This window comes from Caulobacter sp. 17J65-9 (assembly GCF_010975005.1).
Taxonomy (GTDB): Bacteria; Pseudomonadota; Alphaproteobacteria; order Caulobacterales; family Caulobacteraceae; genus 17J80-11.
The window spans coordinates 32,286-43,289 of sequence record NZ_JAAIVC010000016.1; the positions used below are offsets into that span (position 1 = coordinate 32,286).

Genomic DNA, 11,004 nt, shown 5'->3' on the forward strand with positions numbered 1-11,004 from the left:
CCGCGGTGACGAAAGGGCCCGACGCCTTCCGCACCATCTCCGAGGCCGCCGACGAGGTCGGCGTCCCGCAGCACGTCCTCCGTTTCTGGGAGACCAAGTTCTCCTTCATCCGGCCGCTGAAGCGCGCCGGCGGCCGGCGTTTCTACCGGCCCCAGGACGTCGCCCTGCTGCAGGGGGTGCGCACCCTGCTGTACGACAAGGGCTACAAGATCGAGGGCGTGCAGAAGCTCTACCGCGAGCAGGGGATCAAGAACCTGGCCGCGGCGGCCCAGCCCGGCTTCGTGCCGTCGGTGGCCGGAACGCGCCTGCCGCGCGCCGCCGAGACCGAGGCGCAGCCGCCCGCCGACCTCGCCGACGCGGACACCGCGACGCGGCTGCGCGCCGTGCTGACCGAGCTGGAAGAGGCGAAAGCCTGGCTGGACGCGATGATCGCGCGCGACGACGCCTAAAGCCGTTGCGGCCCCTGCGGGGCGCCTCTATAAGGGCCGCTCTTCGGAGCGTAGCGCAGCCTGGTAGCGCACTTGACTGGGGGTCAAGGGGTCGTGGGTTCGAATCCCGCCGCTCCGACCATCGCCTCTAACGGCGGGGTCGGTCACCACGTTCGGCCCACCACAGAAGCGGCATGATCGGCACGCCCCAGGCCGTTCCCACCACCACGAAATAGATCAGCTGGACCCAGCGCACGTCCGGCAGCCGGTCGGCGAGGGTCGCCGCGGCCCAGATGTAGAAGCCCAGAAACGCCAGCACGCCTACGGCGGCTACGGCTCGACGCGCTCGCGCCCCCACTCGGAACTCTCCATGCAAAAACGCCGCGGGACGTAGGCCCGCGGCGTTCGATATCCTAGCGCTGTTCAGCGCTTAAGTCAGGCGCGTCCTCGCACCAGGCCGAACAGGGCCAACAGCAGGATGGCGCCCAGAGTGGAGACGACCAGGCTGCTCCAGAAGCCCGCGAAGGTGAAGCCCAGGACGCCGGCCAGGAACGCGCCGAGGAAGGCGCCCACGAGGCCGACAATCAGATTCATGAGCAGGCCGTGCCGTCGTCCGGTGACCTGCTCGGCGATCCAGCCGGCCACGATCCCGATGATGATCGCGCCGATGATCCCGACACCGTTCATGTTGATACCTCCGAACCAGAGCCGCGCACGGCGCGGTCTTGCTTATCAAATGCCGGGAACGGCTCCACGGTTCCTGTCCGTGGGCCGAGCTTCAGCTTTGCAGTCTGGACGAGTCCGCGGCCGTGGCCTAGGTGGCGATGAAGTGTGTGGAGTACGCCTGAGATGAACCGGGCTTTTCAGCATCGTTCCCTGGCCGTGGCCCTGTGGCTGTTCGGCGTGGCCGCCCTGGTGTTCGCCATGGTGGTGGTCGGCGGCGTGACCCGCCTGACCGACTCCGGCCTGTCGATCACCGAGTGGAAGCCGCTGGCCGGCGCGATCCCGCCCCTGAACCACGCCGAGTGGATGAAGGAGTTCGCCAACTACCAGCGGATCCCTGAGTACCAGCAGATCAACCGCGGCATGACCCTTGGGGAGTTCCAAGGCATCTTCTGGTGGGAGTGGGCGCACCGTCAGCTGGGCCGCTTGATCGGCCTGGCCGTCGCCCTGCCGTTCCTGGTGCTGCTGGCCCTGCGCAAGATCCCCCAGCGCCTGATCTGGCGCTGCGTGGGCCTGCTGGCGCTCGTCGGGGTGCAGGGCGCGATCGGCTGGTGGATGGTCTCCTCGGGCCTGACCGACCGGGTCGACGTGGCCCCGGAGCGGCTGGCGATTCACTTAGGGATGGCCCTGCTGATCTTCGTGCTCCTGGTCTGGACCGGCCTGGAGGCGCTGAGCGGCCCTGAGCGCTCGCGTCCGCCGGCCGGGTGGGCGAGGGCGTCGGCCGCCATTCTGGGGCTGGTCTATGTCCAGGCCCTGCTGGGCGCCCTGGTCGCCGGCTCGGACGCCGGCATGGTCTACAACGACTGGCCGCGCATGAACGGGTCCTGGCTGCCGCCGGTGGACTGGAGCAAGGGCCCGCTGGCCTTCCTGCACGACCAGGCGCTGGTTCAGTTCAACCACCGCATCGGCGCCTACGTGGTGCTGATCGCCGTCACGCTCTACGCCGTGCGCGCCTTCACCGCGCGCATGCCCGAGGCGGTGAAGGCCGGCGCGGTGGGCCTGGCCGTGCTGGTCTGGGGCCAGGCGACGCTGGGCGTGCTGACCCTGGTCAACGCCGTGCCGCTGCCGCTGGGCGCGCTGCACCAGGCCGGGGCCGTCGCGGTTCTGGCCGCGGCGACCTTCGGCCTGTGGCGGATCCTGCGCCTGGAAGAGCGCCTGTTCAGCCCTGGAATCGGTTCCAGGGGCCGGTGATCGCCAGGGTGAAGCCCGGCCAGTAGATGTTCACGAACAGGGTCGAGCCGTCGGGCGAGAAGCACGCGCCCGCCATCTCGGCGTTCTCGCGGAACACGTTGCGCCCGAAGGTGTAGACCTTGCCGTCGGGCGTGACGCCGCGCAGGTGGTTCGGGTCGGTGTCGGAATACCGGTCCTCGCAGATCAGCAGGTGGCCCCACGGCGTGACCGTCAGGTTGTCGCCGTAGTCGAGCACCTTCGGATCCTGCGGCTCCACGAACAACTGCAGGCGGCCGGGCGCGTCCTTCTCGCCGGGCTGGCCCTCGTGGGGGCTGGGCACGTAGCGCATGATCTGGCCGCAGCCGGCGTCCCCGCCGGACGTGCAGGTGAAGTAGAGCTCGCCGTCGCCGAAGTGGACGCCTTCGCCGCGGGCGAACCAGGCCCCGCCCTTGCCGTGGCCGCGGAAGCGCAGGTCCTCGTCGGGGTTCTCGACGCCGTCGAGGTCGACCCAGAACACCTCTTTCCAGTCGCCCTGGCGCCAGACCACCTCTTCGTGGTTGCGGCTGTCGCCGCCCTCGGGCGCGTCCTTGAAGGCCAGGGCCTGCAGCCGGCCGCCCTCGTGCAGCCTGCCCGGCACGTTCGGCAGGTAGCGGTAGAACAGGCCCTTCTGGTCCGAGCTCTCGTCCTCGGTCATGTAGATCACGCCGGTGCGGGGATCGACGCAGGCGGCCTCGTGCTTGAAGCGGCCCATCGCCTTGATCGGTCGCGGATCGACCAGGCCCTTGGCGCTGGCCGGCACCTCGAACACCCAGCCGTGCTCCTTGCCCACGCCGACGCCGGCGCTCATCAGGGTCTCTTCACAGCTCAGCCACGAGCCCCAGGGCGTCACGCCGCCGGCGCAGTTGCGCACGGTGCCGACCAGGCTCAGGTGCTGGCGTTCCAGCTTCTGGCGGCGCACGTCGTAGATCATGGTGGTCGTGCCGCCGCCGATCAGGCTTCCGTCGTCGGCCCAGTCGTAGACGAGGTTCTTCGGCAGGCTCTGCGGGGGCAGCCGGCGGCCGGCGCCCAGCGGGCCGTAGTTGACGTCCGGCACGCTCAGTTCGTGGTTGCGGATCAGCGCCACCCGGTCGCCGCCCAGCGGGATGCAGCCCATGCCGTCGGCCTTGTAGGGGACCAGGAAGGCGTCATCCATGGTCTCGCCGGCCTGGGAGATCACCCGGTAGCTGAAGCCTTCCGGCAGGTCGAAGACCCGGTTCGGGTCCGCGATCAGCGGGCCGTAACCCGGGACCTCGTTGCGGTAGGAGGGGGCGTCCAGGTCGACGTCCTCCTGCGCCCGGGCCAGCCGGGCGTAACCGGCGAAGGCGAAGCCGGCGGCCGAAGCCATGAAGGTGCGACGGGAAAACGACATGAAAGCCCTCCGGACTGGAGGCGCCATCTGTCGGTCCTCCAGCAGCAGGCGCTACCGCAGGATTGTGACAATCGTCCCGGTGGGGCGGATCAGGCCCGCAGCCGGTCCCACGGGCCGGTGATCGCCAGCGTCACGCCCGGCCAGTAGATGTTCACGAACATGGTCGTGCCGTCGGGCGAGAAGCACACGCCGGCCAGCTCGGCGTTCTCGCGGAACACGTTGCGGCCGATGGTGTAGATCTTGCCGTCCGGGGTGACGCCGCGCAGGTGGTTGCGCAGGTTGTCGGAGTAGCGGTCCTCGCAGACGATCAGGTGGCCCCACGGCGCGATCGTCAGGTTGTCGCCGTAGTCGAACACCTTCGGGTCTTCGGGCTGGACGAACAGCTGGATGCGGCCGGGCGCGTCCTTCTCCTCCGGACGGCCTTCGTGGGGGCTCGGCACATAGCGCATGATCTGGCCGTGCTTGCCGCCCGAGGTGCAGCAGAAATAGAGCTCGCCGTTGCCGAAGTGCACGCCTTCGCCGCGCGAGAACCAGGCCGCGCCAGCCGCGTGGCCGCGCATGCGCAGGTCGTCGTGCGGGTTGTCGACCCCGTCGAGGTCGACCCAGAACACGTCCTTCCAGTCGCCGGGGTTCCAGGTCGTGACGCCGTCCTGGTTGCGGCTGTCGCCGCCCTCGGGCGCGTCGCGGAAGGCCAGGGCCTGCAGCCGCCCGCCCTTGTGCAGTTCGCCGGGCGTGTTCGGCAGGAAGCGGTAGAACAGGCCCTTCAGGTCCGAGCTCTCGTCTTCGGTCATGTAGACCGCGCCGGTGCGGGGATCGACGCAGGCGGCCTCGTGCTTGAAGCGGCCCATCGCCGTCAGCGGGCGCGGATCGACCAGGCCCTTGGCGCTGGCCGGCACCTCGAACACCCAGCCGTGGTCCTTGCCCACGCCGGAGCCGGCGTGCTGCACGGTCTCCTCGCAGGTCAGCCACGAGCCCCAGGGGGTCTGGCCGCCGGCGCAGTTGGTGCTGGTGCCGATCAGGCTGAGGTGCTGGCGCTCCAGCCGCTGCTTGCGCAGGTCGTAGACCAGGGTGGTGGTGCCGCCGGGCAGGGGCTGGCCGCGGTCGTTGAAGTCGTAGATCCGCTCCTTGGGCAGCCGCAGCGGGCTGTGGCTGGAGACCCCGAGCGCCCCGTGGTTGACGTCGGCCGGGCGCAGTTCGTGGTTGCGCACCAGCACGACCTTGTCGCGGCCCAGCGGGAAGCAGCCCATGCCGTCGGCCTTGTGCGGGACGTACAGTCCGTCGCTCATGGTCTCGCCGGCCTGCGACACCACCCGGTAGGAGAAGCCCTCCGGCAGGTCGAATACCTTGGCCGGATCCTCGACCAGCGGCCCGTAGCCGGCGACCTCGCTGGTGTAGCCGGGATCGCCTTTGTCCTGGGCCCGCGCGAAGCTGGCGTAGCCGGCGAAGGCGATGCCGGCGGACAGGAACGAGCGGCGGGAAAACGACATGGCGAAGACTCCGGCTTGGCCATGGATATGCCGTGTTCGGATTAAAAGCGCCACGCTGCCGCTTCGAAAACACCGCGGCCGATGCGGTATTTTCATACCGTTTTTAAAATCTTCTTTTAAAACAAAGCATTGGATTTGATTGGGCGCATTTCGGCCGATTGACGCAGCCGGGCGCCTTCTGTATCAACCCCGCTTCCGCGAACGGCCCCGGCCGTCCGCTCAACAGGATTTCGAACCATGCTTAAAACGACCACGGCTTCGCTGAAGCCGGCGGAAGTCGAGAAGAAGTGGATCGTGATCGACGCCGAAGGCGCCGTGGTCGGCCGTCTCGCGTCCTTCATCGCCATGCGACTTCGCGGCAAGCACCGCCCGGACTACACCCCGCACGTCGATTGCGGCGACTACGTCGTCGTCATCAACGCCGACAAGGTGAAGTTCACCGGCAAGAAGCTGACCGACAAGATCTTCTACTGGCACACCGGTTACCCGGGCGGCATCAAGGAACGCGCTGTCGGCAAGATCCTCGGCGGCCGTTATCCGGAACGCGTTCTGGAAAAGGCCGTGGAGCGCATGCTGCCGAAGGAGAGCCCGCTGGCTCGCAAGCAGATGACGCACATGCGCCTCTACAACTCGGCTGAGCACCCGCACGCCGCCCAGAACCCCGAAGTGATCGACTTCAAGTCGCTCAACGACAAGAACGCGCGGAGCCAGTAAGTCATGACCGACGTGCAAGCTGCTGAAGCCACCGGCTTCGACGCCCTGAAGGGCATGGGCACCGCGCCGGTCGAGGCCGCCGTGATCCGCGAGCCGCAGATCGACAAGTACGGCCGCGCCTACGCCACCGGCAAGCGCAAGAACGCCGTCGCCCGCGTGTGGGTGAAGCCGGGCACCGGCAAGATCACCATCAACGGCCGCGACCAGGAAGTTTACTTCGCTCGTCCGGTGCTGCGCATGATGATCGCCCAGCCGCTGACCATCACCGACCGCGCCACCCAGTTCGACGTGATCGTGTCGGTCGCGGGTTCGGGCCTGTCGGGCCAGGCCGGCGCCATCCGCCACGGCCTGTCCAAGGCTCTGACCTACTACGAGCCGGGCCTGCGCCCGGCCCTGAAGGCCCAGGGCTTCCTGACCCGCGACTCGCGCGTGGTCGAGCGCAAGAAGTACGGCCGCGCCAAGGCCCGCCGCAGCTTCCAGTTCTCGAAGCGCTAAGGCTCGCGCGCACGCGATACGAGAGGGCGCTTCGGGACACCGAGGCGCCCTTTTTCTATGGCTTTTCCCTCGCTTAGACGGCGGGGTCCGGGAGGCGTTCATGTCCCACAAGGTTTTCATCGACGGCGAAGCCGGGACCACCGGTCTGCAGATCCGCGCGCGGCTGGAAGGCCGCACCGACCTTCAGCTGATCAGCCTGCCGGCCGAGCGCCGCAAGGACGCGAGCGCCCGGGCCGAGGCGCTGAACGCCGCCGACGCCGTGGTGCTGTGCCTGCCCGACGACGCCGCGCGCGAGGCGGTCAGCCTGATCGCCAACGACACCACCCGCGTGATCGACGCCTCCACCGCGCACCGCACGGCCGAGGGCTGGACCTACGGCTTCGCCGAAATGGCGCCGGGCCAGCGCGCGGCCATAGCCGCCTCGACCCGCATCTCCAATCCGGGCTGCTATCCGACCGGCATGATCGCCCTGGTGCGCCCGCTGGTGGCCGCCGGCCTGATCCCGGCCGACTGGCCGGTGAGCGTCAACGCCGTGTCCGGCTATTCCGGCGGCGGCAAGGCGATGATCGCCGAGTTCGAGGACGCGTCCTCGCCGGCCTACACCACCGCCGCCTTCCGCATCTACGCCACGGCGCTAGGCCACAAGCACGTGGGCGAGATGCGCCAGCACACCGGCCTGACCCGCCCGCCGCTGTTCGCGCCGGCGGTCGGCCGCTACGCCCAGGGCATGATCGTGGAGGTGCCGCTGCAGCTGGCCGCCATGGCGGGCGCGCCCAGCGTCGCCCGGGTGCGGGAGGTGCTGGCCGCCGCCTATGAGGGCGAGCGCTTCGTCTCGGTCGCCACGGCCGAGGAGACCGCCGCCACCAAGACCCTCGACCCCGAGGGCCTGAACGACACCAACCGGCTGAAGCTCTACGTCTTCGGCGACGAGGCGGCCGGCCAGGCGCGCCTGGTGGCTCTGCTGGACAACCTGGGCAAGGGCGCCTCTGGCGCGGCGGTGCAGAACCTGAACCTGGCGCTGGGCCTGGACGAGGGCCTGGGGCTGGAATGATCCGTCCGGTCCGCCCCGAGGACGTCCCGGCGCTGCGGCGCATGATGGCGGGCTCGAACGGCTACGCCGACGGGCCGCCGCGCGACATGATCGTGCGCTATGCGACGGACTGGACGCCCCAGGGCGAGACCTTCGTGCTCGAGGACGAGGCCGGCCTGGCCGGCTTCTACGAGCTGATCGGCTGGGGCGAGCGCGACCGCGAGCTCGACCTGTTCTTCACCGCCGACGACCGCCAGGGCCAAGGCGTCGGCCGCGCCCTGTTCGACCACATGGCCGGGGAGGCGAGGGCGGTGGGCGCGCAGGCGGTGCTGATCTGCTCCAACCCGGGCGCCGCCGACTTCTACCGGCGCATGGGGGCGAGCGACGCGGGCGTGAAACCGCCGAGCGACACCATCACCTGGGAACGGCCCAAGCTGGTGCTCACGCTCTGATCGGATTCGGAGTCTGAATATCGCGGGTCTATAATGACCCGCATGAACCGTCGTCTGTTCCTGCTGGGAACCGCCGCTCTGGTCGCCTGCTCGCCGGGCCAGGCCAGCGCCGCCGATCGCTTCGCCGACTCGCCGTGGCGCAAGCTCTCCGACGCCGAATGGAAGAAACGGCTGTCGCCCGAGGCCTATCGGGTGCTGCGCCACGCCGACACCGAGCGTGCGGGCTCCAGTCCGCTGAACAACGAATTGCGGCGCGGGACCTTCGTCTGCGCCGGCTGCGCGCTTCCGCTGTTCAAGTCCGAGTGGAAATACGACGCCGAGACCGGCTGGCCCAGCTTCTGGACGGTGCTGAAAGCCAACGTCGTCACCAAGCCGCCGCTGCTGCCCTGGCAGGGCACCGAGTACCACTGCGCCCGCTGCCTGGGCCACCAGGGCCACATGTTCACCGACGGCCCGCCGCCGACAGGCCAGCGCTGGTGCAACAACGGCGTGGCCTTGCGGTTCTCGCCGGTCTGAGGGCTCGCGGCGGACGGCTGGGCCCTCGGGACAAGCCCGAGGGTGACGCCGATTGATTCAGCCGCCGATCCGCTCCAACAGCTCCGCCGCGAAGATCGACAGGGTGTCGTCCCGGGCGCCCATGATCACGATGCGGTCGCCGGGCCTGGCCAGCTCGACCAGCCGGTCGCCGCAGGCGGGCCGGTCGGGCAGGGCGCTCGCGTTGCGGCCGCGCGCGGCGATGGCTTCGGCCACCTCGCGGCTGCCGACGCTGCGGTCGACCGTGCCGCCGAAGTAGACCGGCTCGGGCATCAGCAGCACGTCGTCGGCCGCCAGGCCGTTCACGAAGCAGTCGACGAAGGCGCCCTTCATCAGCCGCAGCGGGCCGTATCCGTGCGGCTGGAACATGACCAGCAGCCGGCCCGGGAAGGCGTGCAGGGTGTCGAGCGTCGCGCCGATCTTGTCCGGGTTGTGCCCGAAGTCGTCGATGACGGTGACGCCCTTAGCCGTGCCGATCACGTCCATGCGCCGCTTGATGCCGGCGAAGCCGCCGACCGCGGCGGCCGCGTCCTTCAGCGCCACGCCGCTGGCCATCGCCGCGCCGAGAGCCGCCAGGGCGTTGGAGACGTTGTGCAGGCCCGGCGTCTTCAGCCGGACGGGATAGGCCGCGCCCGTGGCGCGCTCGACCACTTCGAAGCTGATGCCGTCCGGCGCCGGGATCGGGTTGCGGGCCGTCAGGTCCGCGTCGGCGCGCGAGAGGCTGTAGGTCACCCGCTTGTCGGCCGGGACGCTCTCGGCCAGGGCCGCAGTCTCGTCGTTGTCGAGGTTCAGGACGGCGGTGTCGGCCTTGGCGACGAAGGCGCCGAACAGCTGGCGCAGCTCCTCCATCGACTTGTGGTCCAGCGAGATGTTGTTCACCACCGCGACCTTGGGCCGGTAGAGCGCGATCGAACCGTCGCTTTCGTCCACCTCGGAGGCGAACACGTCGCCGTTCCCGACCAGGGCGCTGGCGAAGGGTTGCTCGGGGGTGATGAAGTTCTTCATCTCCGCGCCGTTCATCACCGTCGGGTCGCGGCCGGCCTCGTGCAGGATCCAGGCGATCATGCCGGTGGTGGTGGACTTGCCGCTGGTGCCGGCCACGCCGATTCCAAACGGGGCGGCGTTGAACAGCTGGGCCAGCAGCTGGGCGCGGGTCATCATCGGCGCGCCGACCCGGCGCGCGGCCTGCACGTCCGGCACGGTCTCCTCGACCGCGGCGGAGGCGACCAGGATCTGTTCGGGGCGGGTGATTCCGCTGCCGTCCTGGGGGAACAGGCCCACGCCGCGCCCGCTCAGGAACTCGAACTTCTTGCCGATGCGGCCCTGGTCCAGCGCCCGGTCCGAGCCTTCGACCTGCGCGCCGCGCGCCTGCACGATAAGGGCCAGCGGCGCCATGCCGCTGCCGCCGACGCCGCAGAAAAAGTAAGCTTTGTCTTGAAGCATGAGGGGACCGTATAAGCCGGTCAAACCCTTGGCAACCAACGGAAACGACGCAGGGCACGATGAGCGGGGGGAAGGTGAGGATCGGCGTCGTGGCGCCTGGCGGACGCAGCACGCCCGAGGTGGCCGCGCGCGTCCAGGCGCTGGTCGCGTCGGCGTACCCGCAGGCTGAGCTGGTCTTCCATCCGCAGTGCTTCCTCACCGACGGCCACTTCGCCGGGCCGGACCAGGCCCGCGCCGACGCCTTCGTCGAGGTCGCCAACGACCCGAGCTTCGACGCCCTGTGGTTCGCCCGCGGCGGCTACGGGGCCGGGCGGCTGACCGAGCTGGTCCTGCCGCGCCTGACTGACGCCGCCAGGGCCAAGACCTATCTGGGTTACAGCGACGCCGGCAGCCTGCTGGGCGCGCTCTACGGCCGGGGCTTCCGCAACATCGTCCACGGCTCCATGCCCCAGGACATCGTCCGTGCCGGCGGCGAGGCGGCTGTAGCCCGTTCGCTGGCCTGGCTGGCCGAGCGCGCGCCGTCCAGCCTGGAAGGCGGGATCGCGCCGGGTGAGAAGACCGCCGCCTTCAACATCGTCATCCTCAGCCACCTGCTGGGCACGCCCTGGCAGCCGGACCTGAGCGGCCACGTGCTGCTGCTGGAGGAGGTGTCGGAGTACATGTACCGGATCGACCGGTCCCTGCTGCAGATCACCAGCAATCCGGACATCCGCAAGGTCGCCGGCATCCGGCTGGGCCGCTGCTCCGACATCCCGGCCAACGACCCCGACTTCGGCCGCACCGAGGAGGAGGTCGCCCGCTACTGGTGCGAGCGCGCCGGCATCCCCTACCTGGGTCGCGCCGACATCGGCCACGACGTCGACAACAAGGTCGTGCCGTTCGGAGGGGTCTGAAGGCGCGCCTCCCGCCCGGGGGCGAGAGGCGCGGGCTCAGGTCAGCGCGCCGGCGCCAGGGCGAAGCGGACCGCCACCGTCACCGTGGCGCTGTCGCTGTCGCCGCTGCGGGACAGGAAGGTGATCTGCCGCGCCGCGCCGAGGTCGCGGCCGGCCGCCTTGGCCAGGCGCTCGGCCTGGGCGCGCGCCTCGTGCACGGCGTCGTCGGCCGCGGCGTTCCAGACCGC

Annotated in this window: 14 protein-coding genes and 1 tRNA gene; 9 read left to right on the top strand and 6 right to left on the bottom strand. The window is 69.8% G+C overall.

Going from position 1 to position 11,004, the window contains the following annotated elements:
• Window positions 1-5 precede the first annotated feature (5 nt).
• Both G3573_RS04870 and G3573_RS04875 read left to right on the top strand, forming a co-directional pair.
• Window positions 6-449, top strand: coding sequence for a MerR family transcriptional regulator (locus tag G3573_RS04870; protein ID WP_163259729.1), 444 nt, complete (start codon window positions 6-8; stop codon window positions 447-449).
• Between the two features lie 44 nt (window positions 450-493).
• Window positions 494-570 (top strand) — tRNA-Pro (locus G3573_RS04875).
• 6 nt (window positions 571-576) lie between these two features.
• Here the strand turns inward: G3573_RS04875 and G3573_RS04880 are convergent.
• Both G3573_RS04880 and G3573_RS04885 read right to left on the bottom strand, forming a co-directional pair.
• On the bottom strand, window positions 577-786 hold the full coding sequence (locus tag G3573_RS04880) for a DUF2842 domain-containing protein (protein WP_163259730.1): 210 nt from the start codon (window positions 784-786) through the stop codon (window positions 577-579).
• A 77-nt stretch (window positions 787-863) separates the two neighbouring features.
• Window positions 864-1,115 (bottom strand): GlsB/YeaQ/YmgE family stress response membrane protein, encoded by a 252-nt coding sequence (locus G3573_RS04885; protein ID WP_163259731.1) that lies wholly within the window; start codon window positions 1,113-1,115, stop codon window positions 864-866.
• A gap of 162 nt (window positions 1,116-1,277) precedes the next feature.
• Here G3573_RS04885 and G3573_RS04890 point away from each other — a divergent pair, with 162 nt between their 5' ends.
• Window positions 1,278-2,342, top strand: coding sequence for a COX15/CtaA family protein (locus G3573_RS04890; RefSeq protein WP_163259732.1), 1,065 nt, complete (start codon window positions 1,278-1,280; stop codon window positions 2,340-2,342).
• On the opposite strand, the gene G3573_RS04895 is transcribed toward G3573_RS04890, so the two are convergent.
• Window positions 2,311-3,729: an alkaline phosphatase PhoX gene (locus G3573_RS04895; protein ID WP_163259733.1), complete on the bottom strand. Its 1,419-nt coding sequence runs from the start codon at window positions 3,727-3,729 to the stop codon at window positions 2,311-2,313. The two genes, G3573_RS04890 and G3573_RS04895, sit on opposite strands and share 32 nt — an antisense overlap.
• 89 nt (window positions 3,730-3,818) lie before the next feature.
• The gene (locus G3573_RS04900; RefSeq protein WP_163259734.1) at window positions 3,819-5,216 is read right to left on the bottom strand and encodes an alkaline phosphatase PhoX; all 1,398 of its coding nucleotides are present in this window, start codon (window positions 5,214-5,216) and stop codon (window positions 3,819-3,821) included.
• Window positions 5,217-5,453: 237 nt separating this feature from the next.
• Between G3573_RS04900 and rplM the strand changes: the two genes are divergently transcribed.
• From rplM to msrB, 5 genes are all read left to right on the top strand, one after another.
• Entirely contained in the window at window positions 5,454-5,930 is a 477-nt protein-coding gene (rplM, locus tag G3573_RS04905) for a 50S ribosomal protein L13 (protein ID WP_163259735.1), read from the top strand.
• Between the two features lie 3 nt (window positions 5,931-5,933).
• On the top strand, window positions 5,934-6,425 hold the full coding sequence (gene rpsI, locus G3573_RS04910; RefSeq protein ID WP_163259736.1) for a 30S ribosomal protein S9: 492 nt from the start codon (window positions 5,934-5,936) through the stop codon (window positions 6,423-6,425).
• Window positions 6,426-6,525: 100 nt separating this feature from the next.
• Complete coding sequence (gene argC, locus G3573_RS04915) at window positions 6,526-7,476, top strand: N-acetyl-gamma-glutamyl-phosphate reductase (protein ID WP_163259737.1); 951 nt, start codon at window positions 6,526-6,528, stop codon at window positions 7,474-7,476.
• Window positions 7,473-7,907 (top strand): GNAT family N-acetyltransferase, encoded by a 435-nt coding sequence (locus G3573_RS04920; protein ID WP_163259738.1) that lies wholly within the window; start codon window positions 7,473-7,475, stop codon window positions 7,905-7,907. The genes argC and G3573_RS04920 overlap by 4 nt, the downstream gene beginning before the upstream one ends.
• Window positions 7,908-7,949: 42 nt before the next feature.
• On the top strand, window positions 7,950-8,423 hold the full coding sequence (gene msrB, locus G3573_RS04925; protein WP_240454518.1) for a peptide-methionine (R)-S-oxide reductase MsrB: 474 nt from the start codon (window positions 7,950-7,952) through the stop codon (window positions 8,421-8,423).
• A gap of 57 nt (window positions 8,424-8,480) precedes the next feature.
• Here the strand turns inward: msrB and G3573_RS04930 are convergent, their stop codons facing one another.
• Window positions 8,481-9,884, bottom strand: a complete 1,404-nt coding sequence (locus G3573_RS04930; RefSeq protein ID WP_163259740.1) for a Mur ligase family protein — start codon at window positions 9,882-9,884, stop codon at window positions 8,481-8,483.
• Window positions 9,885-9,958: 74 nt separating this feature from the next.
• Between G3573_RS04930 and G3573_RS04935 the strand changes: the two genes are divergently transcribed.
• On the top strand, window positions 9,959-10,777 hold the full coding sequence (locus G3573_RS04935; protein WP_163259741.1) for an LD-carboxypeptidase: 819 nt from the start codon (window positions 9,959-9,961) through the stop codon (window positions 10,775-10,777).
• 41 nt (window positions 10,778-10,818) lie between these two features.
• On the opposite strand, the gene G3573_RS04940 is transcribed toward G3573_RS04935, so the two are convergent.
• Window positions 10,819-11,004: SIMPL domain-containing protein (locus G3573_RS04940; protein ID WP_163259742.1), on the bottom strand; the 186-nt coding region annotated here is incomplete at its 5' end.

Coding starts and splice junctions, on each gene's coding strand:
- G3573_RS04885 (WP_163259731.1), bottom strand. CDS start 1,115: ATGAACGGTGTCGGGATCATCGGCGCGATCATCATCGGGATCGTGGCC.
- G3573_RS04890 (WP_163259732.1), top strand. CDS start 1,278: ATGAACCGGGCTTTTCAGCATCGTTCCCTGGCCGTGGCCCTGTGGCTG.
- G3573_RS04895 (WP_163259733.1), bottom strand. CDS start 3,729: ATGTCGTTTTCCCGTCGCACCTTCATGGCTTCGGCCGCCGGCTTCGCC.
- G3573_RS04900 (WP_163259734.1), bottom strand. CDS start 5,216: ATGTCGTTTTCCCGCCGCTCGTTCCTGTCCGCCGGCATCGCCTTCGCC.
- rplM (WP_163259735.1), top strand. CDS start 5,454: ATGCTTAAAACGACCACGGCTTCGCTGAAGCCGGCGGAAGTCGAGAAG.
- rpsI (WP_163259736.1), top strand. CDS start 5,934: ATGACCGACGTGCAAGCTGCTGAAGCCACCGGCTTCGACGCCCTGAAG.
- argC (WP_163259737.1), top strand. CDS start 6,526: ATGTCCCACAAGGTTTTCATCGACGGCGAAGCCGGGACCACCGGTCTG.
- G3573_RS04920 (WP_163259738.1), top strand. CDS start 7,473: ATGATCCGTCCGGTCCGCCCCGAGGACGTCCCGGCGCTGCGGCGCATG.
- msrB (WP_240454518.1), top strand. CDS start 7,950: ATGAACCGTCGTCTGTTCCTGCTGGGAACCGCCGCTCTGGTCGCCTGC.
- G3573_RS04930 (WP_163259740.1), bottom strand. CDS start 9,884: ATGCTTCAAGACAAAGCTTACTTTTTCTGCGGCGTCGGCGGCAGCGGC.